General features: G+C 59.0%; 28 protein-coding genes. 20 read left to right on the top strand and 8 right to left on the bottom strand.

Going from position 1 to position 25574, the window contains the following annotated elements; translation table 11 throughout:
• Positions 1–101: 101 nt before the first annotated feature.
• Entirely contained in the window at positions 102–392 is a 291-nt protein-coding gene (locus tag KI613_RS11170) for a hypothetical protein (protein WP_226399420.1), read from the top strand.
• A 116-nt stretch (positions 393–508) separates the two neighbouring features.
• Here KI613_RS11170 and KI613_RS11165 read toward each other — a convergent pair whose 3' ends face one another.
• The 4 genes from KI613_RS11165 to KI613_RS11150 all read right to left on the bottom strand — a co-directional run bounded on the left by KI613_RS11165 (position 509) and on the right by KI613_RS11150 (position 4287).
• Positions 509–808: a hypothetical protein gene (locus KI613_RS11165; protein WP_226399418.1), complete on the bottom strand. Its 300-nt coding sequence runs from the start codon at positions 806–808 to the stop codon at positions 509–511.
• A 282-nt stretch (positions 809–1090) separates the two neighbouring features.
• Positions 1091–1504, bottom strand: coding sequence for a secondary thiamine-phosphate synthase enzyme YjbQ (locus KI613_RS11160; protein ID WP_226399416.1), 414 nt, complete (start codon positions 1502–1504; stop codon positions 1091–1093).
• Positions 1505–1512: 8 nt separating this feature from the next.
• Positions 1513–1878 (bottom strand): YajD family HNH nuclease, encoded by a 366-nt coding sequence (locus tag KI613_RS11155; protein ID WP_226399414.1) that lies wholly within the window; start codon positions 1876–1878, stop codon positions 1513–1515.
• Between the two features lie 63 nt (positions 1879–1941).
• The gene (locus KI613_RS11150; RefSeq protein WP_226399412.1) at positions 1942–4287 is read right to left on the bottom strand and encodes a penicillin-binding protein 1A; all 2346 of its coding nucleotides are present in this window, start codon (positions 4285–4287) and stop codon (positions 1942–1944) included.
• Positions 4288–4445: 158 nt separating this feature from the next.
• Here KI613_RS11150 and KI613_RS11145 point away from each other — a divergent pair, with 158 nt between their 5' ends.
• Together KI613_RS11145 and KI613_RS11140 are read left to right on the top strand one after the other, a co-directional pair.
• A complete protein-coding gene (locus tag KI613_RS11145) occupies positions 4446–4871 on the top strand; it encodes an acyl-CoA thioesterase (protein ID WP_226399410.1) in 426 nt (141 codons plus the stop codon).
• The gene (locus KI613_RS11140; protein WP_226399408.1) at positions 4871–5761 is read left to right on the top strand and encodes a radical SAM protein; all 891 of its coding nucleotides are present in this window, start codon (positions 4871–4873) and stop codon (positions 5759–5761) included. The genes KI613_RS11145 and KI613_RS11140 overlap by 1 nt, the downstream gene beginning before the upstream one ends.
• A gap of 678 nt (positions 5762–6439) precedes the next feature.
• On the opposite strand, the gene KI613_RS11135 is transcribed toward KI613_RS11140, so the two are convergent.
• The gene (locus KI613_RS11135) at positions 6440–7648 is read right to left on the bottom strand and encodes an MFS transporter (protein WP_226399406.1); all 1209 of its coding nucleotides are present in this window, start codon (positions 7646–7648) and stop codon (positions 6440–6442) included.
• 88 nt (positions 7649–7736) lie between these two features.
• Between KI613_RS11135 and KI613_RS11130 the strand changes: the two genes are divergently transcribed.
• The 9 genes from KI613_RS11130 to KI613_RS11090 all read left to right on the top strand — a co-directional run bounded on the left by KI613_RS11130 (position 7737) and on the right by KI613_RS11090 (position 15023).
• Positions 7737–8558 (top strand): AraC family transcriptional regulator, encoded by an 822-nt coding sequence (locus KI613_RS11130; RefSeq protein WP_226399404.1) that lies wholly within the window; start codon positions 7737–7739, stop codon positions 8556–8558.
• Between the two features lie 85 nt (positions 8559–8643).
• Positions 8644–9225, top strand: a complete 582-nt coding sequence (locus tag KI613_RS11125) for a DNA-3-methyladenine glycosylase I (protein WP_226399402.1) — start codon at positions 8644–8646, stop codon at positions 9223–9225.
• A 278-nt stretch (positions 9226–9503) separates the two neighbouring features.
• Positions 9504–10010 (top strand): hypothetical protein, encoded by a 507-nt coding sequence (locus tag KI613_RS11120; protein ID WP_226399401.1) that lies wholly within the window; start codon positions 9504–9506, stop codon positions 10008–10010.
• A gap of 345 nt (positions 10011–10355) precedes the next feature.
• On the top strand, positions 10356–10739 hold the full coding sequence (locus tag KI613_RS11115; RefSeq protein WP_226399400.1) for a hypothetical protein: 384 nt from the start codon (positions 10356–10358) through the stop codon (positions 10737–10739).
• Between the two features lie 102 nt (positions 10740–10841).
• Positions 10842–11336, top strand: a complete 495-nt coding sequence (locus KI613_RS11110; RefSeq protein WP_226399399.1) for a DUF3859 domain-containing protein — start codon at positions 10842–10844, stop codon at positions 11334–11336.
• Between the two features lie 65 nt (positions 11337–11401).
• Positions 11402–12522, top strand: a protein-coding gene (locus KI613_RS11105) for an IS3 family transposase (RefSeq protein ID WP_226399398.1) whose coding sequence is annotated in 2 segments (ribosomal slippage) — positions 11402–11648 and positions 11648–12522 — 1122 coding nt in all. Because the reading frame shifts where the segments join, the coding sequence is not laid out codon by codon here.
• Between the two features lie 195 nt (positions 12523–12717).
• On the top strand, positions 12718–13476 hold the full coding sequence (locus KI613_RS11100) for a toll/interleukin-1 receptor domain-containing protein (RefSeq protein ID WP_226399397.1): 759 nt from the start codon (positions 12718–12720) through the stop codon (positions 13474–13476).
• A 68-nt stretch (positions 13477–13544) separates the two neighbouring features.
• Positions 13545–14204 (top strand): hypothetical protein, encoded by a 660-nt coding sequence (locus KI613_RS11095; protein WP_226399396.1) that lies wholly within the window; start codon positions 13545–13547, stop codon positions 14202–14204.
• A gap of 345 nt (positions 14205–14549) precedes the next feature.
• A complete protein-coding gene (locus KI613_RS11090) occupies positions 14550–15023 on the top strand; it encodes a hypothetical protein (protein ID WP_226399395.1) in 474 nt (157 codons plus the stop codon).
• A 194-nt stretch (positions 15024–15217) separates the two neighbouring features.
• Here KI613_RS11090 and msrB read toward each other — a convergent pair whose 3' ends face one another.
• Positions 15218–15616: a peptide-methionine (R)-S-oxide reductase MsrB gene (msrB, locus tag KI613_RS11085; protein ID WP_226399393.1), complete on the bottom strand. Its 399-nt coding sequence runs from the start codon at positions 15614–15616 to the stop codon at positions 15218–15220.
• A gap of 49 nt (positions 15617–15665) precedes the next feature.
• On the bottom strand, positions 15666–16619 hold the full coding sequence (locus tag KI613_RS11080; protein ID WP_226399392.1) for an AraC family transcriptional regulator: 954 nt from the start codon (positions 16617–16619) through the stop codon (positions 15666–15668).
• A gap of 177 nt (positions 16620–16796) precedes the next feature.
• Here KI613_RS11080 and KI613_RS11075 point away from each other — a divergent pair, with 177 nt between their 5' ends.
• The 6 genes from KI613_RS11075 (at position 16797) to KI613_RS11050 (ending at position 23565) form a co-directional block, all read left to right on the top strand.
• Positions 16797–17255 carry a (2Fe-2S)-binding protein gene (locus KI613_RS11075; RefSeq protein WP_226399390.1) on the top strand — a complete coding sequence of 153 codons (459 nt, stop codon included), beginning with the start codon at positions 16797–16799 and terminating at the stop codon, positions 17253–17255.
• An 11-nt stretch (positions 17256–17266) separates the two neighbouring features.
• Positions 17267–19459: a xanthine dehydrogenase family protein molybdopterin-binding subunit gene (locus KI613_RS11070; RefSeq protein WP_226399388.1), complete on the top strand. Its 2193-nt coding sequence runs from the start codon at positions 17267–17269 to the stop codon at positions 19457–19459.
• A 1-nt stretch (position 19460) separates the two neighbouring features.
• Positions 19461–20456 carry an XdhC family protein gene (locus KI613_RS11065; protein ID WP_226399386.1) on the top strand — a complete coding sequence of 332 codons (996 nt, stop codon included), beginning with the start codon at positions 19461–19463 and terminating at the stop codon, positions 20454–20456.
• Entirely contained in the window at positions 20453–21052 is a 600-nt protein-coding gene (locus KI613_RS11060; protein WP_226399384.1) for a nucleotidyltransferase family protein, read from the top strand. Before KI613_RS11065 ends, KI613_RS11060 begins: the two co-directional genes overlap by 4 nt.
• 72 nt (positions 21053–21124) lie before the next feature.
• The gene (locus KI613_RS11055; protein WP_226399382.1) at positions 21125–21820 is read left to right on the top strand and encodes a YecA/YgfB family protein; all 696 of its coding nucleotides are present in this window, start codon (positions 21125–21127) and stop codon (positions 21818–21820) included.
• A gap of 275 nt (positions 21821–22095) precedes the next feature.
• Complete coding sequence (locus KI613_RS11050; RefSeq protein ID WP_226399380.1) at positions 22096–23565, top strand: autotransporter outer membrane beta-barrel domain-containing protein; 1470 nt, start codon at positions 22096–22098, stop codon at positions 23563–23565.
• 428 nt (positions 23566–23993) lie between these two features.
• On the opposite strand, the gene KI613_RS11045 is transcribed toward KI613_RS11050, so the two are convergent.
• Complete coding sequence (locus tag KI613_RS11045; RefSeq protein WP_226399378.1) at positions 23994–24176, bottom strand: hypothetical protein; 183 nt, start codon at positions 24174–24176, stop codon at positions 23994–23996.
• 224 nt (positions 24177–24400) lie between these two features.
• Between KI613_RS11045 and KI613_RS11040 the strand changes: the two genes are divergently transcribed.
• Together KI613_RS11040 and KI613_RS11035 are read left to right on the top strand one after the other, a co-directional pair.
• Positions 24401–24811: a T9SS type A sorting domain-containing protein gene (locus KI613_RS11040; RefSeq protein WP_226399367.1), complete on the top strand. Its 411-nt coding sequence runs from the start codon at positions 24401–24403 to the stop codon at positions 24809–24811.
• Positions 24812–25044: 233 nt separating this feature from the next.
• Positions 25045–25464 (top strand): hypothetical protein, encoded by a 420-nt coding sequence (locus tag KI613_RS11035; protein ID WP_226399365.1) that lies wholly within the window; start codon positions 25045–25047, stop codon positions 25462–25464.
• Positions 25465–25574 lie beyond the last annotated feature (110 nt).

Genomic DNA, 25574 nt, shown 5'->3' with positions numbered 1-25574 from the left:
TGCTCCCGCTGTCGTCCGGGTTACCACCAAAAAATCCCTCAAGTCGGGATCGAAGGGCGGGGCGGATCATTGATCCGGCCACGCCAGGGCAGGAGCCCTGAATGTCTACCCCGCGTCATCGAGTGAAGCGGGTGAAAGAGTCATTGCTTGTTCGTTACGGCCGGCCGAATGCGGTCGATTTTGAAGCCTGTTACAACATCGTGCTGCGTCAGAAAATTCGTTCTAAAAAATTGTGGTTTCTGGATTCGCTGCCCTACGGAATTCAATGTGAATTAACGTATAAGCATATTTGCATGCGGTTTCTGGTCAAGCTGAAACAGTGTTGTCAGGCGGTGGACGGTGATGATCAGGAAATAGTTCAATTCAGCATGAATAAAATTATTTATTCATGAGAAATATATCCGAAGGATTTTGTAAAGTCACATGTCATTTGTTGGGGCGTGCCGAATAGAGGCGTGCAGATTCGCGCCTCGTCTCTTCCGGCCGATTTATTTTTGCGGGCGCCGCTTCAGTTAGCAGACGTCCGGTTCCGGGTGTCGCTTTGTTCCGACCAGAATCGTGCAACTTCGTTGGCCGTGATGCGTCCAATTTTGACGCCGTCAGCGAGTACTTTTTCAGCATCGGCCTTGCGGCCATAGATCAGATAGACCTCCGCTTCGACCAGCGGCGAAATTTCTTCCTCCATGGCGAGCAGTTCGGATTGATCCGGACGGGAAAAAACGGAAGAGTCATATTTCGGGTATTGCACCGGCGCGCTGTCTGTTTTCCTGAAAAAAGGCATCAGGATCGAAAGGCTGATCTGCTTCATGAAGCCGGTGACCGGCGCGAAGTGTGGTGTCTTGTGTGTCATGTTTGTTTTGCCCTGGTTTGTGCATGGGTAAGAATCTCCATTAGCTATTGCAACTACCGGGCCAATTTGCAGGGTCTTGATATATATGGATTTTATTTTGTGGACGGCTTGCGGCTTGTCGCTACATGGCGACAGGCTTTCACCTGAATCCGGTATTTCTCTGTATTTCAGGCGAATTCGCCTGTCTCAAAATCACGACAGGGCCCGAACGGGGTACGCGCCCTTGACGTCGGGGAGCGATCAGCCGAGCAGCGTGACGACGATTTCCCGACTATGTCCTTGCGTCCGGTGCTCGAACAGATAGATGCCCTGCCAGGTGCCGAGCAGTAGCCGACCGTCGGCGAACGGAACAGTCAGCGAAACGCCGGTGAGCAGCGAACGGGCGTGGGCAGCCATGTCGTCATCGCCTTCGAGGTCGTGGCGATAGGCCGGGTCGCCGTCCGGCGCCCAGCGTTGCATGAGGGTTTCGAGATCGCGGCGGACGCTGGCGTCGGCGTTCTCGGTGATAGCCAGGCCACAACTGGTATGGCGTACGAAAATATGGGCAATTCCGGCGTTGACCGTGGCATTCCTGACCACGGCAGCGATCTCGTCGGTTATTTCAAGCGAACCACGCCCGCGCGTGGTGATGGCTAGGTGATGTTGCTCGGCCATGCTGCCGCTCAATCCTTCTTGAGCAGGCCTTGCAGCGCGGCGAACGGGTTGTGCGTGGCGCCGCCACCGCGCTTGGTGCTGGTGTCGGTGTAGCCGCGGTCAGCCTCAATCTGCTTCTGGTGCTCGTTGTCGTGGCAGTAAATGCAGAGCAGTTCCCAGTTGCTGCCATCGTTCGGGTTGTTGTCGTGATTGTGGTCACGATGGTGCACGGTCAGTTCGCGCAGGTTGGTCGTGGTGAATTCCCGGGCGCAGCGGCCGCAGATCCACGGATAAATTTTCAGGGCGCGTTCGCGGTAGCCCTCGGCGCGCTGGTCGGCTGCTTTGCGGGCGTCGGCGACGATCTTGTCGAGGCGTTTATGGTCGATAGAACTCATGGCTGAAATCCGTTGGTGTTGGTATGAATATTAACCGGCGTCTGAATGGCCGCGACTGGGGGGTCAGAATCCCAAGCGCTTGAAAAAATCCCTAACCATGCTTGGTAGCGATTCCACGTCGAGCTCCTTGACCCCGGTGTCACTGTTGAATTCGTCGTACATCCAGTCGCCGTCCACGAAGGAGACACCAGCCGGTGGCGATCGTTCGGCGATCGGCTTGCCGGCCAGCGCCTGGCGCATGTAGTCGATCCAGATCGGCAGCGCCAGCGTCGCGCCGAATTCCCGGGCGCCGAGCGATTTTGGCTGGTCGAAGCCCATCCAGGCGACGGCGACGACATCGCTGGCGTAGCCGGCAAACCAGCCGTCGAAGGCATCGCTCGTCGTTCCCGTCTTGCCTGCTACGTCGGGGCGCCCGAGGCGCTGTCCGGCCAGTGCGCCGGTACCGGTGTGGGCGACTTCGCGCAGCATGCTGTCCATGATGAAGGCGTTGCGGCTGTCGATGACCCGTTGTTCGTCCTGGCGGACGGGCGGCTGCGGCGTTTCCTGCAGCACGGTGCCGCGGCTGTCGGTGATCTTCTCGATCAGGTGCGGCGTGACTTTGTAGCCGCCATTGGCGAAGACGGCGTAGGCGGCGGCCATCTGCTGGGGAGTTACCGAACCGCTACCCAGGGTCATGGTCAGGTCGGCCGGATGCTTGGCGACATCGAAGCCGAAGCGCTGCAGATAATCGCGCCCGTATTGCGGTGTGATTGCCCGCAAGAGCCGCACAGCGACGACGTTTTTCGAACGGGCGAAGGCGCGGCGCAGGCTGATCGGGCCATCGTAGCCGTCATCGTTCTGCGGATCCCAGGTTTTGCCGTTGTCGCCGGCCGGCAGCGAGAGCGGCGCATCCTCGACCTGCGTGGCCGGTGAATAACCTTTTTCCAGCGCTGCCGAATAGACGAAGGGCTTGATGCTCGATCCCGGCTGGCGCCAGGCGCTGGTGACATGGTTGAACTGCTTGCGCGAAAAATCGAAGCCGCCGACCAGAGCGCGATAGGAGCCGTCTTCGGCATTGATGGCGACAAAGGCTGCTTCGACCTCGGGCATCTGGCTGATCGACCAGCGGCCCTTGGCATCGCGGCTGGCGCGGATGACCGAACCGACGCGAATCCGGGTGCCATCCCTGGCGCTGGCCTGGAGCGCGCGGGCGACGAAGCGCAGGCCCTCGCCGCTGACTTCGATGGTGTCGCCGGAGGCCGGTTCGGCCCTGACTTTCTTGCTCGAGACTTCGGTGACGACAGCCGCGATCAGGTTGTCGCTGTTCGGGTGCTTGGCCAGGATGCGGTCGATGGCGTCGTCGCGCTCGTCTTCGTCGTCTGGCAGATCGACAAAATCTTCCGGCCCGCGGTAGCCGTGGCGCTGGTCGTAGGCCAGGACGTTGCTGCGTAACGAGTTGTAGGCGGCATTCTGCTCGGCACCGTTGAGCGTGGTGTACACGTTGAAACCGCGCGTGTAGGTCTCGTCCTGGTATTGGGCGAAGACTTCCTGGCGCACCATTTCGGCAACATGGTCGGCATGCACGGTTAGCAACTGGCGGTCACTGATCTTGAGGGGCTGGGCCACCGCCTCGGTGTATTGCGCTTCGGTGATTTTGCCAAGCACGCGCAGACGCTTGAGGACCAGCCCCTGGCGGGCCTTGGCGCGGACGGGATTGACCGCCGGGTTGTGCTTGGCCGGGTTTTGCGGGATGCCGGCAAGCATGGCCGCTTCGGCCAGTGTCAGCTCGGGCAAGGATTTGTTGAAGTAAGTGCGGGCGGCGCTGGCGAAGCCGTGGGTGCGCTGGCCGAGGTAAATCTGGTTCATGTACAGCTCAAGAATCTGGTCCTTGGTCAGCGCCGACTCGATGCGATAGGCGAGCAGCGCTTCGGTCAGCTTGCGCCTGACAGTCTTTTCCCGGGTCAGGAAGAAATTGCGCGCCACCTGCATGGTGATCGTCGACGCGCCTTGGTGAAAGCCGCCGGTCAGATCGGCGACCAGCGCCCGCGTGACGCCCCGGTAATCGACACCGCCATGCTCGTAGAAGCGCGAATCCTCGATGGCCAGCAGGGCATCCTTCATGACCTGCGGGATTTCCTGGATGGGCACGAAGTCGCGGCGTTCCTCACCAAATTCGCCGAGCAGCGCGCCGTCCGCCGTGTAAATCCGCAGCGGAATTTTCGGCCGATAGTCGGTCACGATATCCAGCGGCGGCAGGTTGGGCAGTACCGTCAGCAGCATGTAGGCGAACAGCGCGACGAGCAGCAAGGCGCCGTTGACACCGAGGGCGACGAGGGTGCGCGGCAACTGGTTGCGATAGTTGGCGGTGGCCAGCGGAAGCGTCAGGAATTTGACGACGGTCGAAAAGAAACTCAATTGCGGTCCTGCCATGCTGGCCCGCTCGACAGGTGTCTTGCGGGCGGTTGGTGGCGTTGGCTAGCCAATCGCCGGGATCAGTAGTTTAGCCGCAATGCGAGACGTGGACCGCTGGCCGAGCCACTATCCTGTCCGTAGAATCCGGATTCACCCATTTACCAGGCGTCACCACCATGCCCCGCATCAAGATCGACCTACCCGAGCACTTCAGCTTCTCGACCGACATTCCCATTTATATCGGTCACATCAACTACGGTCACCATCTTGATAACGCCCAGCTGATTTCGCTGGTCTCTGAAGCACGGGTACGCTTCTTCAAATCGCTGGGTTACACCGAACTCGATGTCGAAGGCGTTGGTATCGTCGTCGCCGATGTCGCGGCGCAATACCGCTCGGAAGCCTTCCACGGCGAAACGCTGGTCGTCGAAATGGGCGCCAACGATTTCAATAAATACGGCTGCGATCTGGTCTGGCGCCTCAGCGACAAAGTCAGCGGCCGTGAAGTGGCGCGCGGCAAGCATGGCATCATGTTCTTCGACTACACCGCCCGCAAGGCGACTTCGGTGCCGCCCGGTTTCCTCGCCAAGGTCAGCGCCTGATGATTCCGATTCGCTACGTCGAGCCAGTCTTCCGTCCGCCGAGCGAGGCGGAATCGCTGATCCTGCCGGTGACCGATGGCTGTTCGTGGAACAAATGCACGTTCTGCGAAATGTATACCGCGCCACAAAAGAAATTCCTGGCGCGCAGTGAAGACGAAGTTCTGGAAAGCATCCGGCTGACCGGACAGCGTTACGGTGGGGATATCCGGCGTGTTTTTCTCGCTGACGGTGACGCGCTGGTACTGCCGACTCGGCGGCTGGTCGCCATCCTTGAAGCGATTCGCACGCACCTGCCGGCCGTGCGGCGCATTTCGTCGTATTGCCTGCCGCGCAATCTGCGAAAGAAATCGCAGGCGGAAATTGATGAACTCGCCGCAGCTGGTTTGAAAATGGTCTATGTCGGCGCCGAGTCGGGCGACGATCAGGTGCTGGCCGCCGTCGACAAGGGGGAAACCCTTGAAACCACCCGCGAGGCGCTCGACAAGCTGGGCGCGGCTGGCATTACCCGTTCGGTGATGATTTTGAACGGGCTTGGTGGCAAGGCTTTGAGCCAGCAACACGCGGAAAATTCAGCGCGGCTGGCCAATGCGACGCAGCCGGAATATCTGGCGACGCTGGTCGTTAGTTTTCCGCAGGGCGAGGAGCGTTTTCGTGCGGGTTTTCCGGGTTGGGAACCGTTGGATCAGCATGAGCTGTTTGTCGAGATGGAGCGCTTCCTTGGCTTGCTGGAGCTCAAGCGGACGGTGTTTCGTAGTGATCATGCGTCGAACTGGCTGGTGCTCAAGGGGACGCTGGGGGCTGACAAGGAACGACTGTTGGCGCAGGTTCGGATGGCGATTGCCTCACCCGAAGCGGCGCGGTTGCGGCCGGCCTGGGCCAGGGGGCTTTAATTCTCCGGTCCGCCGGAATTGGCGGTTTTTGGTTAATTGGCTTGGGGTTCCGCCTTGCTGGCGGGCGTACTTTCTTTTGCTTCGCCAAAAGAAAGTAGCCAAAGAAAAGGCGACCCCAGGGTCGGCGCCCTTCGGGTTCCTTGCGCTACTCGGCGGTCCGGGCGGCTTGCTAAACTCGCCTTTGGCTCAGACAACGCAAGCCGACTTCCCCCGGCCCGCCTGCGTTGCTCAGCGCCTCTCATGGGGACCCCAAAGGCGTCCACGCTGGACCGTTTTGCCCAAAAAATAGACTTCCACGGTCAACCGGAAAAAAAGCCCAAAAACGAAATCTGTTATTCAGGCACCCAAGCTCAAGCACGGGGTGTTTCACCGGGCCCCTTGAGAGGTGCCGAGCAACGCAGGAAGGCCGGGGGCAGTCGGCGAGGACTGTTTGAGGGGCGCAGCCCCGAGTTCCGCAGCCGCCCGGCTTTCCGAGTAGCGCAGGGAACCGGTAACGCCGGCACCGACCCAGGGTCGCCTTCTTTTTGCTTACTTTTTCTTGGCGAAGCAAGAAAAAGTGAGACGCCCCGCAAGGGCGGAACCCCAAGCTAATCGAAGCCGCAGGCATCTCGCATCAAGCCGGATTGACAATAGCCATTTCAATTTTGGCCAAAATTTCCGGTTGACCGTGGCATTCGCCTAAACCGTCTTCCCAACCCGCAATGCGCTAAAAATCGCCAGCGTCTGCAGCACGGCAATGCCGATCAACACTTCCCCAAACCGCCGCCCATCCATCATCCCGCCAAAGATGAGCGGCGCCATCGCCAGCCCAAGATCCAGTCCGGAATAGACAAAGCCATAAACCCGGCCATAGGCTGACTTGCCAAAGCGAGCCGTGGCAGCGCGACGCACCAGCAGGTCACGTGACGGCCCGGCGATGCCGGTACAGAAACCGATGCCGCCCATCAGCGGCAGGATGGCCCAGCCCGGCAGTACGCCGCTGGCGAGCAGCACGGCGAGCAAGGCGGCAACACCAAGCGCGCCGGCGATCAGATGTTCCTGGGCATTTTTCTGGGCGAGAAAACCGCCAAGGATGATGCCGGCCGCGCCGCCGACCAGATACGTCGATAGCGCCAGTGCTGCCGTCGTCAGCGACAGCCCGTAGATGGCCTGCAGGATGGGGCTGGCGAAATTCTGGATGGTGCCGAAGGCCGCGGTGATGAGCAGGAAAAAGAGGAAACACAACCACACGGCACGCGAGCCAAGGAAGGCGAAGGTCGGCGATTTTGCTTCGTCGCCTTTCGGGGCGCGGTGGTCGTGCGCCTCGTTAATGGTTTCCCGGCGCCAGAAGAGCAGGGCGAGGGCGACGATGGCGACCAGGCTGGCTCCCAGCGCGGCATTACGCCAGCCGGCGGCCGCAGCTATGCCGGTCATGAAAACCGGCGCCGCGGCCCAGCCGAGGTTGCCGGACAGGCCATGCACCGAAAAAGCGTGGCCAAGCCGGGCCTGCGACACGCGGTGGTTGAGTACCGTGAAATCGGCCGGGTGAAAGACGCTGTTGCCGAGGCCGGCCAGCGCGGCGGTGGCGATCAGCATCGGGTAGCCGGTGGCGAAATGCAGCACGACGCCGGCCAGCGCAAAACAGCTGATTCCGCCGCCGAGCACGCGCGCCGCACCGAAGCGGTCGACGAGAAAGCCGGCCATCGCCTGGCCGATGCCGGATATGACGAAGAAAACTGTCATCGTCATGCCAATGCCGGTAAAACTGAGGTCGAAATCCTGCATCAGCCACGGGAAAAGCGGCGGCAGCAGCAGGTGAAAAAAGTGCGAAACGCCATGCACGAAGCCGATCAGGGTGATCACTTCGATATCGCTGCGCTGGGGCGCGGGCAGGGTAGCGGTCGTCATGGATAAAGTCCGAGTAAAACGTTAAGGATTACAGTCTAGCTTTGCGAGCTATTGACCGTGATGCGATATTCGGACAAAAATTATCGCAATGCAGACAGACCTCACCTTCGACGCCGTACCCCGCCGCGCCCCGACCGCCGAGTTGCCGATGACGGTCAACCTGCGTTGTCCGCCGGCCGACGTTTATGTGCCGCCGCATCGCCACGACTGGGCGCAACTGGCCTATCCGTTGCGTGGCGGCATCCGGATTTCGGCAGCCGGCATGACCTGGCTGGTGCCCGCCTTGCGCGCCGTGTGGATTCCGCCGCATATCGAGCACGATCTGCTCATGCTCGGCGAAGTCGAATTCCGCACCGTCTATATCGCTCCGGAAGTAGCCCCGCTACCGCTCGATGCCTGTTCGGTGATCGAGGTTTCCGACCTCATGCGGGCGCTTTTCGAGGCACTGAGCGAGGCTGACGGCGACGGGCAGGAGGCGTCGCCGCGCCAGCGTCAGGTGACAGCATTGCTGCTCACCGAAATCCGCCGCGCACCGCCGCTCTCGCTGGGTCTGCCGATGCCGCAGGACCGGCGCCTGCAAGCCTTGTGTCAGGCGCTGATCGACGATCCCGCTTCGGCGCTGTCGCTGGCCGAGTGGGCGGCCCGCGTCGGCGCCAGCGAGCGGACGCTGGCCCGCCTGTTCGTCAGCGAACTGAAATTGAGCTTTGGCGCCTGGCGCCAGCAATTGCGCCTGGCCCGGGCGCTCGACCTGATTGGCCGCGGCCGCCCGTACGGCGAAGTCGCGGCGGAACTGGGTTACGCCAGCCAGGCCGCCTTCTCGGCCATGTTCAAGCGCGCCTTTGGCGTGCCGCCGGGGCGCTTCATGCAGGAACGCAGTCCGCTGCCCGCCGGCGAGCTGCATAACGACTAAGCAGCGAATTCGAAGCTGATGCAGCCGGCCTGAAACTGTCGGCATGTGGCGCACACAGCTACACTGCGTCTTTTGCCGACGGATCATGACGATGGAACGCTGCCCCTGGTGCGAAGGATTCGACCTCTACCGCGAGTACCACGACACCGAATGGGGCCTGCCGCTACGTGACGACCGCGCCCTGTTCGAACTCCTGATCCTCGAAGGCGCCCAGGCCGGCTTGTCCTGGGCCACCGTGCTCAAGAAGCGGGCGCACTACCGGCAGGTATTCGACGGCTTCGACCCGCACAAGATCGCCCGCTACGACGAGCAGAAAGTCGCCGCCCTCCTGGCCGACCCCGGCATCATCCGCAACCGCGCCAAGATCGCTGCGACCATCCAGAATGCCAAAGCCTATCTGGCGCTGACCGCCTGCGGGCAATCGTTCAGTGACTTCCTGTGGTCTTTCGTCGGCGGGGCGCCAGTGCAAAACGCCAGGTTATCCCTGGCCGAAGTCCCCGCCAAAACCGCGCAGTCCGATGCCCTGAGTAAAGCCCTGACCCGCGCCGGCTTCAAGTTCGTTGGCTCGACGATTTGCTATGCGTTCATGCAGGCGTCGGGGATGGTCAATGACCATCTGGTCACTTGCCCGCGGCACGAGGAAGTGCAGGGGTGTTTTCGGAAATAACGCGCTGTAGGTTCTTGTTGGCCGCTTACCCGAAAAAGCCGTGGTTTAGCATGGGGTGATCACAGTGTGAAAATCTGGCAGGGCCGGTAATCGAGGCCTGCGAATATCACCAGAACCGAACGACCGGCTCCCATCAGATTGCCGCCTTCTAGGGAGCCCTTGTATCGGGAAGTCGACTTGGCTATAGGTGCCGAGAGGCGGCGTGAAATGAACCGCAACCCAAGTTGGCACTCAAAGTAATAATTGCAGTTGGCAGACCGCAATTTGCGGAGAAAGCCATGTTGGATGACGATGTACGGTTCCAGATGATAAATCAGCGCTTTCCACATATCGGGACAAAGCTTCGTACGCTGTGGGGACAGCCGGGAATCGATGCCTATTTCAAGGTATGGCTGAATGAAACAGGCGGCAGTTCATGTTTCGGCTTTCCGAAAGACGTGGTTGCTGCGTTGCAAGAATTGCGCGCCACCCATGAAAAATCCTTCGCCGGAGAATCTGCGGCACCGCTCTTCTCGGTAGCGACAGAGTTGGCCGGGAACGAGAATTTCTCGATTGTCGATGAGCGTTTCCCGCATATCGGGAAAAAGCTGGCAGTGATGTGGGGTTCCCACGTTTTTTCTGGTTTTATCAACGGGCTGTTCCACGATAGTCGGGGTGGCACCCGGAAGGGATTCCCCAAGGAGGTTTCAGTCGCGCTGTTCCGGCTGATGCAGGAGCACGACCGGCTGTTTCCGGAACTGGCCTATCGGGCGCAGGATATCTGGAGTCTGAACAACAGGGAGTAGCGCGGGGCTCTTGGTCCAGACGTCCTCGACACGTATCGCCAGGCTGGCCGGAAACTTTAGCGGTGAAAGGTTCCTCGGTTCCGGCATTCCTTTTTTCGAGAAATTGTCATAGCCACGAGTGATTGCGGTCAGGTAGCCTCCACCGGCTCAAATCGGCCAGGAGCGGTCTCTCAAGAAACCTCTCCAAAGCGGACATCGGCTCTGTCCGTATGATTGCTGATTGATAAGGAGACCCGCATGGGATAATCTCTATGTCATTCAAAACCTTACAGGTGACTCAATCGTGTCCGTATTATTAGCAATAACCCGGACGTTTCTGCTCGTGAATAACTGTTGGGCCTCTGATTGAAGCTCCTTCCCACGCAAACTGACGAGGCCTCACTCTCTGCCTTTGGTGAAGAGGCGCGCGCCTTACTAGTGCGCCATGACTACGCCGGTCTTGCTAGCCGATTTGGGTACGCCCTCGCCTATGATCGACCGCCCTCTGCCGCAATAGAAGCCGATTTCATGAGTGCGGTTGCGTCGCCCATTACAGTTGCGTCTGGCGCGTACCTGCCGGCTGCAATTACCGTTAAGTACTTTTCGCCAAACACCACAGGGCTGTTTGCTTTGGTCGAATGCCCGGTCCCCGTTGCCGACAAAGCAGCCGTCCTTTTGGAGCTAATTGTCACAGGGAAGGGTGAAGAGAAACACATCACCGTGGAGGACATCAGTGGTGTCGCTGCATAGGCCCAACCCGGCAGTCAGCCGGACCGCCTGCAAGCTGCGCTTGCAGGTCCCCTCCGCCTTCGGCTCCGGCGGCCGGTTACTTCTACGTTAGAGCCACTAAGCATGAGACGTATCAGCGTCCTTTTGACTCCTGTCGCAGTATGCCTACTACCCGTTTGGGCCGTAGCGGCAGTAACGAGTGCGCCTGCATTTCCTGCCGGTGAAATCCTGTCCGCGGGCATCTGTGTTAATGGCGAAGTCATCGAACGTTACGACCAGCCACAATCCGCGGCGGGGTATGCCAACATGGTTGCCACCCTAAGAATCACGGAACAAACCGATGAGATCCCATTGCGTAAGGGCATCGGGTTTGGCTTTGCTTGGAAGGCCAAGAATCTGCCGCCCTCGGCAACAATCACCTACCGCTTAGAGCATCCGGTCTTAACTCGTCCCGATGGAAGGTCCCTCGATCACTTCGAGGAAAACCTGCGTCAAAACACTAAGCTGGGAGTGATCGAGACAGTTGACTGTAATTTCCTCAGTGAAGAGCACGAATTGGTGCCTGGAACTTGGACGCTCTCTGTAATTCACAACGGAAGCCTCTTGGTTAAACGGTGAGGTGCCCCCAATAAACAGTGCCACGGGGAATTTAGTAAAGTCCGTTTTCGAGAAGGAGAATGGACTTGAAGAAGCGGTTTTCAGAAGAGCAGATCATCGGTTTCTTGCAGCAGGCGGAAGCCGGAATACCGATCAAGGAGCTGTGCCGGCAACATGGCTTCAGTGACGGATCGTTCTACAACTGGCGAGCGAAGTTCGGCGGGATGACGGTTCCGGATGCCAAGAGGCTGAAGGAGCTCGAAGCCGAGAATGGCAAGCTCAAGCGGCTGCTGGCCGAATCGATCCTCGATGCGGAGGCGCTGAAAGCGGCTTTAGGCCGAAAACGCTGAGCCCCCAGCAAAAGCGTGAGGCAGTCATGGTGATGCAGGAATCGACGAAGATTTCCGAACGCCGTGCCTGCCAGCTGGTGGGTCTATCGCGCACGGTGCTGCACTACGCGTCAAAGGCGCAGCCAGAGAATGAGCAATTACAGGCCAGACTGGTCGAACTCGCCGGAGAGCGGCGCCGGTTCGGCTATCGGCGCCTGCACGCTCTGGTTCGACGGGAAGGTGTTGCGGTCAATCACAAACGACTCTATCGGCTCTACAGCGATGCCGGCCTGACGGTCAGGCGGCGCAAGAGGCGGCATGGTGTCGCGGTCGAACGGCAAGCACTTGAGCTGCCCTCGGGTCCGAACGAGGTCTGGTCGATGGATTTTGTCAGTGATGCCTTGGCCAGCGGCCGACGAATCAAGGTGCTGACCATCGTCGATGATTTCAGCAAGGAATCTGTCGATCTGGCAGTCGACTTCGGCATCTCGGGGCATTACGTCACGCGGGTGCTTGATCAGGCAGCCCGGTTCCGTGGCTACCCCAAGGCCATCCGGACCGACCAAGGGCCTGAATTTACCGGCAAGGCACTCGACCAGTGGGCTTGTCAGCATGGCGTTCAGCTCAAACTGATCCAGGCAGGCAAACCGACCCAGAATGCTTTCATCGAGAGCTTCAATGGCCGATTCCGGGACGAGTGTCTGAATGACCACTGGTTTACGAGTCTGGCTGAGGCTCGTATCCTGATCGCTGTCTGGCGCCGGGATTACAACCAGCACCGGCCCCACAGTGCGCTGGGTTACCAAACTCCGGCAGAGTTTGCGGCCAAGCATCGGACAACGCGTTCCGACCTGCCGGCCGTGGAAGAGTGTCTTTAGCAGTGCAACCCAAGGACTTTTACTAAAAGGCCCTTGGCACTAAATCCGGGGGCACCTCAACGGAGCTTTCATGTCAAGCGGGTTCCGTAGCTCTAACCCTGCAATCAACCCGACGCTGCGCGATAAGGCCGCGCAGCGCGGGTTATTTCCTCGTTAGCCATAAATACGCCAAAACCATTGAAACGAAAGTAGCTGATGAATACTTGGGATTTGTTTATTTCGCACGCAAGCCCGGATAAAGAGCGTTTTGTACTACCCCTCGCCGAGGCATTGAAAGATCGCGGAGTGAAAGTTTGGTTGGACAAGTGGGAAATCTCCTTAGGCGCAAGTATTTCGGAATCGATTTCTCACGGCCTCACGCAATCGAGATTTGGGATTGTTGTTCTCAGCGAGGCTTTTTTTTCTCGTGCTTGGCCAAAGAAAGAGCTAGCCGCACTTTTTGCGAGCGAAAGCAATGGATCAAGCCGAATAGTCCCGATTTGGTACAACATTGAGTATCCCGAAGTATGGCAGCACGCTCCGTTATTAGCTGACCGCATGGCAGCGCGTGTAGATGAAGGTATTCCATGCATCGCAGATCGAGTTTGCCGATTACTTTCTCATGACGAAAAAACATCAGATGGTGTTACAGCTATAGAACTCCGTAACTTAACAACTAAGCTATTTCCGAATTTACCTGCGGACCCATTTTGGGAAACACAATTATTAGCTGATATTGATATTGGCCTCTATAAACACATCTCTGACGTCGAGCGTGCTTATCTGCGCGCTAAACCAGCATTGGATGTTTATGCTAGAGAGCAGCCTTCACTGTTCCGGACTGGCACAGACTTTCTAACTAAGGCATTGGGCTTCGTCGATCTTTGCTTTCAGTCACGTCACAATTGGAGCTCTGAAACGCGCACAGCTTTTAGAAAGCACGCAGATAAAGTTCAGTGGAATATCAGTGGCTAACAAATCATTCCACCGGACCTGCGCAAAAAGCCGCGGAGACCGGTGAATTCAAACGTTAGGTGTCGCAAATGAGTGCATGGATCATCCCTAGCCGATATGACTTCTCCGTCCCTGAGGCCCAGCGCCTCTCGGATTTGTCTGGCATCGACTCCGATCTCGAGGCAGTAGTCCGGCTGTGCAACCGATGCGAGAAGCTTATGGCAGGCCTCAGCAACGTCCCAGAAGGCAACGGGCTCGCATGGGTTGAGGACTTTCAGGCGCTTGGCGATCTGATGTTTGCCGCGGTGGTCCGCTACGGACGAACTTTCACAAGCGGAGCACGGCAGGGCATTCCCACGGAGTGGGTTGAGTACCTTGCCACTCCTCTTCGCGACGCTCACGCATTTTTCAAGGTACTGCGCGATAAGTACATTGCACATTCCGTCAGTCAGCTCGAAGACAACCAAGTGTTCGTCATGCTGTCGCCACAGTTCTCCGAGATCCAGGCACCAAGCCACATTACGGTTGATCGCGGACGACTGGCAACGTTGAGTGTTAAAGACGTTCAGCTCCTTCGGAGCCTAGCTGAGGAACTACGGAGCCGGATATCACGCGAAATAGAAGAGGAATCAGCGAAGTTGCTCGAGTTCGCTCGGCAAATTCCAATTGCTACCATCAAGCAGCGCGGAAGTGAGTCGATCCCCATTCCGAGCACAGCCGCCGCCTTCAAGGTCCGAGGCAAGTTTTGAGCGCAGCAACGCCTACCCCCTCATTCAACGGGACGCCTTGCGGCGCCCTTTAATTCGAGCGTTGGGCTGCTTGACCTAGCGATGACCGAGCAACGAAAGCTGCTTGAACAGAACCCGCCTCTGATAGAGAGGTACGTCCGGCTCCGTATGCGTGCTAACGGCAGAAGTGTCGCTCGGTTCATAATGCGGCGCGTACTCCCGTTCAAGGAACGGGAAAGGGAGAGAGCTGTTGCGAGCGCTCTCGCTGAACTTGCAAGGCAGACCGCGAAGAGCCGGAGATACGGCTTTGAATCCTCTGCCATCCTACTCAATCTCGGATTATTCTTTCTCATCGCAGATAGAGACATGCAGTCCGTAAAGATCGATGCGCTTACTCACCCAGATCCATGGAAGCGCTCTCTTTGTGCCCGAATCATTCTCCTTACCATTCATGAACTCGACATGGATAAGGTGGCGGGAGCGAAATTGCGAACCGCACTTGAAAATGCAGGTGTTCCTGATGAGGCTAAACGTCTGGCTACGCAAGCACTCCGGACGGTTCGCACTGCTCAGCAGAAGGCGCAAAAGCAGTTCTCGTTCTTACGAAACGCCACCATTGCTCACCGAGACCCGGATGCTCTGCTTCAGTATCGTTCAATCAGGCAACTCGATGAACGGGAAGTCATGCGAATTGCTAGCGAGTTCTATGACGGTACACACCTGTTCCTAAGCGTTCTGCCACTGCTGATACGCCAGGTTGGCACGTGGCCTGGATTATTGAACCAATTGAAGTCGCGCCCTCGTTTGGCTACTGAAAATGGAAATGCAAAAAGTATTTAGCGCAAGCAGCCCACCCCCTCATTCCACCAGACCTGCGCGAAAAGCCGCGCAGGCCCTCATTTCAATTGTTCCTGGACAACCGCTTTCCAAATCTGCCTACGTCCGCAAAGGGCACGTCGCTGCCAGTCAATAGCAAGAGATCGACCACCGGCTTCGGGCCGAGTTGTGGTCGTACGGTGAACCTCGCCCGCTCCTCACTCCCCATCCTTCTCCAGCTTGAGCGACGCTGAATTGATGCAGTAGCGCAGTCCCGTCGGTGCCGGGCCGTCGTCGAAGACGTGGCCGAGGTGGGCGCCGCAGTCGTGGCAGGTGACTTCGGTGCGGATCATGCCGACGCTGCGGTCGACGTGTTCGTCGATCAGTTTTTCGTCGTTCGGCGTGTGGAAGCTCGGCCAACCGCAGCCGGAGTCGAACTTGGCTTCCGAGCGGAAAAGCGGGGCGCCGCAGCAGATGCAGTGGTAGGTGCCGTCTTCGTGGGTGTCCCAATATTTGCCGGTGAAGGCGCGTTCGGTGCCTTTCTGGCGGGTGACGCGGTATTCGGTTTCATCGAGCTGGGCACGCCATTCGGCGTCGGTTTTTTCGATTTTCGGCATGCTTGTTTCCTTGAGGTGGCCAAGTCTGACCAGCGTGGCCGGCGTAGGTTCAGGCGGTTTGGCTCTGGCGAAACTGCGCGACATCGCGGCCCGGCGGGGCGCCGAACATGCGGCGATATTCGCGGTTGAATTGCGAGGGGCTTTCGTAGCCGACATGATGCGCCGCCGAGGCGGCATCGGTGTCGCTGACCAGCATGAGGCGGCGGGCTTCCTGCAGGCGCAGCTGCTTTTGGTATTGCAGCGGCGTCATGGCGGTCAGCGCCTTGAAATGGTGGTGCAGCGACGACCGGCTCATGTTCGACAGGCTGGCCAGGCGTTCGATGCTGAGCGGCTGGTCGAGGTTGGCTTTGAGCCAGTCGATGGCGCGGACGATCTGGTGGCTGTGGCTACCGCTGGCGGCGGCTTGGCGCAGGCGCGAACCGAGCGGGCCGGCGAGCAGGCGATAGAGCAGTTCGCGCTCGATGATCGGGGCGAGTACCGGGATGTCGGCTGGCGTATCGAGCAATCGGGCCAGGCGCAGGGCGGTGTTCTGGATGTCGACGCTGAGCAGGCCGACGGCAATGCCGCGGTCAACGGCTTCCTGGGCCCGATTTTTGGGCATGGCGGCGGTCAGTTCGTTGATCTTCAGCGGGTCGATGGCGAGCCCCAGACCGAGGTAGGGCTCGGCAACGGTGGCCCGGGTGATGCGCGCGAAAATCGGCAGATCGACCGATGAAATGAGGTAATGGCGGGCGTCGTAGTCGTAGGTGTCGTCGCCGACCGTAATGCGCTTGGCGCCCTGGGCCATCATGGCGAATACCGAGGTCATGATGGCGCAGTTCGGCACTTCGGTGTTCGATCCGCGGAAAAGCTTGAGGTTGGGAATGGCCGTGTCGACAGCGCCGTCCGCCTGGCAGTGGCGGCTGATGATGGCAGCGAGTTCCGCGCGTTGGCGCGCCAGTTCGGCGTCATCCATGGCGTTGGAATTATTTGGGCGAGGCGTGGTCAGAACGGCAGTATCCATGACTGGAGAGTAGCGGTTTTGGCGCTGGCCGGCGAGAGGCTGCGGACATATTCTGGAGGATCAGGCAATAAGTCTGCACGATTGGGTTATCGCTTGCCCAGTTGCATCGCCCACACTATTCGCACAAACAGTGGCCACGGGATGGCTGCTGATCCCATTCCGACGAGGAGCATGCAGATGATCAAACTGACTATTAACGGCAAGGCACATCACCTCGATGTGGCGCCCGATACGCCGCTGCTCTGGGCGCTGCGCGACACCTTGCAGATGACCGGGACGAAATACGGCTGCGGCCAGGCCCTGTGCGGCGCCTGTACGGTGCATGTCGATGGTGAACCGGTGCGCGCCTGTTCGACGCCGGTCTCGGCAGTGGTCGGGCGCAAGATCAGGACCATCGAGGCGGTCGATGCCGAGCGCGTCGGCAAGGTCGTCCAGGAAGCGTGGCGCAAACTCGATGTTGTCCAATGCGGCTACTGCCAGTCCGGCCAGATCATGAGTGCCGTCGCGCTGCTCAGCCAGAACCGCAAGCCGACCGATGCCGATATCGATACCGCCATGTCGGGCAACCTGTGCCGCTGCGCCACCTACGTGCGCATCCGCGCTGCCATCCACGAAGCCGCCAAAGCGCTGGCCTGAGGAGATAAATCATGAGCGAAATCATCATTGAGAACCTTAGCCGCCGCCGTTTCCTGCAAGGCAGCGCCGGCCTGACGCTGGGTTTCTGCCTGCCGGCCGTCACGGCAGCCGCTGCTGGCAAGTTGGGCGCCGTTGCCACGGTCAACTCGGAAATTAACGCATTTTTGAAAATCGGCAGCGACAACAGCGTGACTGTCATGTCCAAGCACCTCGAAATGGGGCAGGGCACCTACACCGGCCTGGCGACTATTCTGGCCGACGAACTCGATGCCGACTGGAAAAACGTTCGCGTCGAAGGCGCCGCGGCTGATGCCAAGCGCTACAACAACACCTTCTGGGGCCCGGCCCAAGGCACTGGCGGCAGCACGGCGATGGCCAATTCCTGGGACCAGATGCGCAAAGCCGGGGCAAGCGGGCGAGCCATGCTGGTTTCGGCCGCCGCCAAGCGCTGGAATGTCGGCGCGGTGGAAATTGTCGTTCGCGACGGCGTGGTCAGTCACGCCGGCAGCGGCCGTAAAGCCAGCTTTGGCGAACTGGCGCTCGATGCCGCCAAGGAAACCGTGCCGACCGAGGTCAAACTGAAAGACCCCAAGGATTTCCGTCTGATCGGCAAGCAAGCCAAGCGCAAGGACAGCGCGGCCAAGACCAACGGCACGGCGCAATTCACACAGGACGTTTTCCTGCCCGGCATGCTGGTCGCCGTGGTCGCCCATCCGCCGCAATTCGGCGCCACGGTGAAGTCATTCGACGCAACCAAGGCCAAAGCGATCAAGGGCGTCGTCGATGTCGTGCAGATCCCGCAGGGCGTTGCCGTGCTGGCCAGTGATACGTGGAGCGCCAAGAAAGGGCGCGATGCACTGTCGGTTGTTTGGGACGACAGCAAGGCTTTCAAGCTGGGCAGCGATGAAATTCTGGCCCAATACAAGGAAATGGCCAAAAAGCCCGGCTTGATCGCCGCGAACAAGGGCGATACGGCAAAAACCTTTGCCGGCGCCGCCAAAGTGGTCAGCGCCTCCTTCGATTTCCCCTACCTCGCCCACGCCGCGATGGAGCCGATGAACTGCGTCGTCCAGCTCAAGGCTGATGGCTGCGACGTGTGGAACGGGGAGCAGTTCCAGACTGTCGATCAGGGTCGGGTGGCGGCACTGTTCGGCCTCAAGCCGGAACAGGTCAAGCTCAACATGCTCTACGCCGGCGGCAGCTTCGGGCGCCGGGCCTGTACGCAGTCTGATTACGTGCTGGAAGCGGCGCACATCGTCAAGGCGATCAACGGCAGGGCACCGGTCAAGCTGGTCTGGATGCGCGAGGATGACATGCGCGGCGGCTATTACCGGCCCATGTTCCACCACGCGCTGGAGGCGGCGCTCGATGGTAGCGGCAAGCTGGTCGGCTGGCATCACCGGCTGGTTGGCCAGTCGATCATTACTGGCTCCCCATTCGAGGCCATGCTGGTCAAGGACGGCATCGACCACGTTTCGGTCGAAGGCGCTTCCAATCTGCCTTACGCCATCCCCAACCTGCTGGTCGATTTGCACACGCCGACCGATATCGGTGTGCCGGTGCTCTGGTGGCGCTCGGTTGGTTCGTCACACACAGCGTATTCAACTGAGGTGTTTCTCGATCAGGTCGCGGCGGCGATGGGCAAGGACCCGGTCGCCCTGCGTCTCGAATTGTTGACCGAGCATCCCAAGCATGCCGGCGTGCTCAAGCTGGCGGCCGAGAAGGCGAACTGGGGAACGCCGCTCAAGGCGGCAGCCGGCGAGCGTCGCGGCCGCGGCGTGGCGGTGCATGAATCGTTCAACTCCTTCGTCGCCCAGGTGGCGGAGGTGACGGTCAAGAAAGATGGCTCGATCAAGGTCGACCGCGTGGTTTGCGCCGTCGATTGCGGCACTGCGATCAACCCGGACAATATCCGTTCGCAGGTCGAAGGCGCGGTTGGATTTGCGCTGTCCGCTGCCATGAGCGGTGAGATTACGCTGAAGGGCGGACGTGTCGAGCAGGGCAATTTCGATACTTACCCGTTGCTGCGCATTGGCGATATGCCGAAGGTCGAAGTTCATATTGTTCCTTCAACCGCTGCCCCGACCGGTATCGGCGAACCCGGGGTGCCGCCGCTGGCGCCGGCCGTAGCCAATGCCATCGCCGCGGCAACCGGCAAATTCCTGCACAAGATGCCGTTTAACACCGCCGAGCTGGTGGCTTGAGATGGACAGCCTCGATACGCAGGTCCTCGACGCCGCCCGCAAATGGGCGGTGGCCGGGCATCGCTTCGCGCTGATCACCGTCGCCCGGACCTGGGGTTCCGCCCCGCGGCCGCCGGGCGCCTGGATGATCCTGCGCGACGACGGGCAGGTGCAAGGCTCGGTCTCCGGCGGCTGCATCGAGGACGATCTGATCCGCCGGGCCGCTGCCGGTGAGTTCACCGGCAGCGCGCCGCGCCTGCTGCGCTACGGCGTGACGGCCGACGAGGCGCATCGCTTCGGCCTGCCTTGCGGTGGCACGCTGGAGCTGGTGCTCGAACCGGCGCCGGATGCCGCACTGCTCGAACAACTCGCCCAGCGCATAGCCACCGGCCAACTGGTGCATCGGCGGGTGGTGTTGGCGACTGGTGCAGTCAGCCTCGAAGGTGGCAGCGCCGGCGACAGCCTGCAGTGGGATGGTCAGACGCTGATCACCCTGCACGGCCCGGCCTGGCGGCTGCTGATCATCGGCGCCGGACAGATTTCGCGCTACCTGGCGACGATGGCGCAGGCCCTCGGCTATCGCGTCTACATCTGCGACCCGCGCAGCGAGTATGCCGACGGCTGGGACGTCGCCGGCACCGAGCGCATCGCCGCGATGCCCGACGATGCCGTGACCGAACTCGGCCTCGATCCGCGCAGCGCGGTGGTGGCGCTGACCCACGACCCCAAGCTCGACGACATGGCCCTGCTCGAAGCCCTCAAGTCGCCAGCTTTCTACGTCGGCGCGCTCGGCTCCAAGGCCAATAACAGCAAGCGTCGCGAACGGCTGCTGCAGTATTTCGACCTCTCGCAGGCCGAAGTCGACCGTCTGCACGGCCCGGTCGGCCTGCCTATCGGCAGCCGGACGCCGCCGGAAATCGCCGTCTCCATCCTGGCCGAAATGACCGCTTTGAAAAATGGGCAAAATTTCCGGTTGACCGTGGAAGTCGCCGATCCCTATGCCTGCCGCGTCGCATGAGCCAGATTGTCGGCATTTTGCTGGCGGCGGGCAGTAGCCGGCGTTTCGGCGCCGACAAGCGCCTCCATCCATTGCCCGACGGCACGCCGATGGCACTCGCCTCGGCCCGCCATCTGGCCGCCTCGTGTTCGCGAACCATCGTCGTTATCCGGCCCGACGATACGGCGCTGGCTGGCCTGCTAGCGGCAGAGGGGCTGGAAACGGTTGTTTGTCCGGCGGCGGAGCAGGGTATGGGCCACAGTCTGGCCCGCGGCGTCGCGGCAACCGCCGATGCCGCTGGCTGGCTGGTCGCGCTGGCCGACATGCCTTACATCCAGCCAGCCAGCTACCGTGCAGTCCTTCACGCCTTGCAGGGTGGCGCCCACATGGCCCGGACGGTATTCGACGGGAACATGGGCCACCCGGTCGGTTTCGCAGCCAAGCATTTGCCTGCACTACTGGCGCTGACCGGCGACCAGGGCGGGAAGGCCATTCTCGGGGCCGATCCGGCATCCCTGGTGCTTTGCCCGGTTGATGATCCCGGCGCGCTCAAGGATATTGATGTGCCGCAGCAAATTGAAGCGACGGGCTGCCTGGCTGGCGCCATTTTGGAATAGGCAGATGGCAGCCGGAGGCTGCGGGCAGGGCGGTTCTGGGCTATCATTCTGCAATTGCCGAGGACTAAAGCGATGAACCCAACACCCCTGACCGATGCCGATCTTGACCGGCTTGAAGAACTGCTCGAATCCGAAGTTTTCCAGGGCGAGGCCATGCGCCTCGACGAGATTCAAGCGATGCTGTGCGCCGTTGTCAGCGCTCCCGAGCCGGTCCCTCCCGCCATCTGGCTGACCGAAGCCCTCGGCAAGGGCCTCGAAGCCGGCGGCAACCCGGACGTCGAAGCCGCGCTCGAATTGCTCATGCGCCTCAACAACGACCTCGCCGCCGCACTGCTGGCCGACGAAACGATTGCTCCGGTGCTCTATCCGCTCGACGAGAGCTGCACCGAATACGATTACGAAGCCTGGGCCGACTCCTACGTCTTCGGCGCCGGCCTGGCCGGCGACTGGTACGAAATGGCCGGCAAGCATGCAGACGACCTGTCCGAACTGCTCGAACCCATGTTCCTGCTCAACGGCATGCTCAAGGAAGACGCCGAAAAAAGCGGCGAACGCTGGTTCCCACCCGCCGAAGAAGCCCGCCTGGTAGCCGATATCCAGGAAAATCTGCCGGTCATCGTCCAGACTCTGTACAACTTTTGGCGCAACAAGCGCACGGGCGGCACCGTCCAGCGCGAAGGCGACAAAGCCGGCCGCAACGACCCGTGCCCCTGCGGCAGCGGCAAGAAATTCAAGCAGTGCTGCGGCAGCCCGGAAAAACTGAACTGATCAAGGCATTGCCGGCTTCATCCCCGGCATAAGCGGTTGCGCAATGAGCCCCGATAGGGGCTTTTGTCTTTCCGGGCCGGATAATTTCTGCATCTGGCCGTGCTTGGCTCAAAATCAGAAGTCCAAACTTTAGGTATCGCCGCTCGGCATCAGACTGCTGGCAGACGCCAATAAGTAAAACCCCCGTCAACTCAAAGATGAGTGCTCTTGCTAGCCCACTTTTTACTGCATAATTAGCAAAATCTTTATAAATACCAACAACAAAAAGGGTCGCAATGTCAGTTCAGCTTCGAAATATTCATCTGCCGCGGGCAAGCGCTCTTGCTATTGGCTTGCTGTTTGGTCAAATCGCTCAGGTTCATGCCGTCAGTTACACCATCAATGGGATCACTGTTTCATCAAACGACTCAGGTTTCTCGCAACCTTCGGCAAACACGATTTACTTTCCAACCGGGGCGGGCGTTACGACCTTTGCCTTTGCTGATGGCAAGGGATTTACGATTAGCAACTCTGAAGGTAACTTCGGTAACGGAGCCAGTCGAAACATTGCGGGCTTGCCAAATGGCGGCGGAATCAATGCAATCGCGGGTTTCGGATCAGCCACAACGATCACGGTACGTGATGCGGTTAACAACACGCTACTTTTTTCTGGTCGTAACCTTACTTCGTTCGCTCCTGGTTTTAATTTCAGCTACGGTGGCGGGACACTGGCATTGAATACGCTCGGTAATGTTATGCAAATCAACTCGGATGGCACCATTACGTATTCTGGGGCCTTGGTGAATATTGGCAACTACGTGCTGTTTTCTGCCGGACCATCTGCTGCTGATACACAAGTTGCATTGCTGCAGACAACACATAAGTTGCGTAACGTATTCAACGCCAGCGCGATTGCATCCAACTTTGCCAACATGAACACCTATGAGTGCAACCTGTTCAACACCAACGGTGTTTGCGTGTCGGTTGGGGGGCGTTATACATCGGTAAATAGCCCGAATTCGGAAACGACCAATGGTGTTCTGGTGCTTGGCTACAAAGCCACCCAAAATATCCGGATTGGCGCCTTTGTCGATGAGAGCGTCAGTAACAATACGCCAACTGGTATCCAACTCAATAATCGCCTTCCTTTGATGGGCATGTTCGGCGTATGGAATCAGAATAAAGATGGGATGGGCTGGCAAGTTAAATTAGCAAATGCCTACCAATCCAAAGGGGTTGATATTACCCGTGACGTAGCCGGCGGTTCGGAGGCGGGCAGGGGCTCAACCACGCTTACGACAGAAAGTTATGTTGGAGAGTTGAGCTACGCTTTTAACTACGGTACCAGTACGTTGTTGCGACCCTATCTGGCTGTGCGCTACACGAATATCCAACAGGATGGCTACACCGAAACGGGTGTTTCCACACCGCTAACCTTCACCGCCCTGAACGACCGCTCGACCAGCGCTTTGCTGGGCGTCAAGGTGAATCATCACCTTGCCCCCAAAATCAATTTGACTGGAAGTCTAGGCATCGAGCAGGACCTTGAGCACAAAGTTGATAACTTGGCGGCAAGCGGAATTGCAGGCTTGACCTCGGAAAGTTTCGATAACAGCATCAATCGGACTCGCCCGGTTGCTTCCGTTGGTGCCTACTATGAAGTTGCCAAGGGGCAACGCCTGTCGGCCGAAATTTACTACCAGGAACTTGCGTTCCAGCGTACGGGTTCCACGACGGCCTATATTAACTATATGGTTGGTTTCTGATAGATCGTCACAGATGTGCTGATTTTTTCGGTGCAGTATGACTAGACAAGGGCATCTTCGGATGCCCTTTGTTTTCCGTTCAACGTCAACTTCGGGCAAATGAACAAACCTTGACCGTATAAGACACTACGTTTCCCCGTGTCATCCGGCTGTTCAGGGCACGTTAATTCCACTGGGTGGGGTTCAGCGATCAGAAAAAACTGGCAGGATTCGCGTGGAATTGTGGATATTTTTGGGTGAGAAATAATCAGTCAGAGCGCTGAGGCCCCGAGATTGTGCCAGGTCACCCTGGTTGCAGCACGAAAATCCCGATTAGAGATCGCCTCTTTGCTGTTGGGCTTGGGCGAGTCGCATGGCGTGCCAATCCTGGCTGGGTGTCGAACCGGTGGATGGGATTGGGGCTTGCTGTGGCTGCTCTTGCGCCACGCCTAGCGCTCGGCGATGGCAAGCGGGGTGATGTCGGTGCGGCACAGTCCTGCCAGTTCGGCTACGACGCGATTTATCCCGTTGCCGACCAGCCACCAAGCTTGCCCATAGGAGCGCACCGTAACGCCGTGCTCGGCGCACAGCTGAATCGCCTTCTGGCGCAGTTCTTCAATTTTGTTTGTCATTTGAAATCCGTATTGTCTTTGTCTCCAGAGGCACAGACTCTAACCGTTATTTATTACGGGTATTTTACCGTGGCTGCCTGATGGCGATGGAGCTGGCAGTTTTTGTTGCCTACCGACTGCCATTTCGCATCGTCAATTAAGCCATTTGTCTCCGGGAGAATATTTGACGAATTGCCGCAGCAGGCTACGCTTGAATTGTGCGTTTCAATGGAAAGGTGATTGTCATGACAAAACTCTTTTCTCTCGTGTATCTGCTGCTCTCCTGTTTGCTGCCTTCGCATGCGTTGGCGCAAGGTGATGCTTCCACGCTTGTGGAAAAACAATATGGAAATGTCACCTATGTCAGTGGTGGTATCGGTGATGAGGAGCGGGATGAAATCCGCTTGCGTGAACGGGATTTCAATCTGAAGCTTCTTTTTTCCGAGCGTGATGGTTCTTATCTGGGGAGCGTCGATGTGGTCGTGCTCAATCCCAAGGGTGAGACGGTTCTTGAAGCCAATTCGGCGGGACCGTTCCTGCTGGCCCGGTTGCCGTCGGGGAGCTATGTGATCAAGGTTTCGATGAACGGACAGCAGCAACAAAAAAAGCTGTCGATCAGCGATAAGCGTAGATACGAAGGCGTTTTCCGCTGGTAACCGACACGCGTCAAAACGGAAGTAGTAGCTGACAGGGCTAGCGCCCGCCACGGCAGCGGTCGCCCTTTGTCTGTGGCATTGCCACAAATCCGGCTGTTAACTGTATTTCTCTGGAAATCATTTGTTGTGGGCCTGTGCGCTGGCGCACATACAGCGTTTGGTAATTGCCCTATATTTCCGCCATTTCTGGATATGCCAGGCGAACAGATGAAAAACCAAAGACCGGAGTCTGTATGAAAACTTACGCAGAAACAGCTGTCGCGACGCCAGAGCAGGAAATGGTAATTCTCCTCAACTTGAATGCCAGCCTCGGGAGCAGGGATGGCACAGATGCCTTGGCGTTTGACATAGAAAACGGGCAGATGTCGCTGGATGCAGCAATAGCTGCGGAAAAGCTGGCGAAGCGGGCTGAGACGACGGCGCTGGCGGTAATAGCAGCCGAGGCGATCGTCGCAATGGCACTGTCTTCAGTAGCGGCGGTGGCTGGTAGCTTGTCTGAAACAGCGCAGGAAACCCTGCTGGTAGCGCAGAAGGCTGCAGCGAACACCCTTCGGGTGGCAAAGGAAGATGCGGAAGAGACGTTGATGATGGCGCAGGAGGTGGCCAGAGAACTTCTGGCTGAGGCGCAGAGAAAGGGTGTGGGTAAGGCCTAGATTCCTTGCTTGATGAACATCAAGCCATCGTCGAGCATCGATTTGTCACCCGCCGGCAATCGGCACTTTGCCGCCATGTTCGCAAATTGACTAACTCTCCCATGTATTTA

This window comes from Ferribacterium limneticum (assembly GCF_020510585.1).
Lineage (GTDB): Bacteria > Pseudomonadota > Gammaproteobacteria > Burkholderiales > Rhodocyclaceae > Azonexus.
This window is presented reverse-complemented; position numbering and strand designations above follow the sequence as displayed.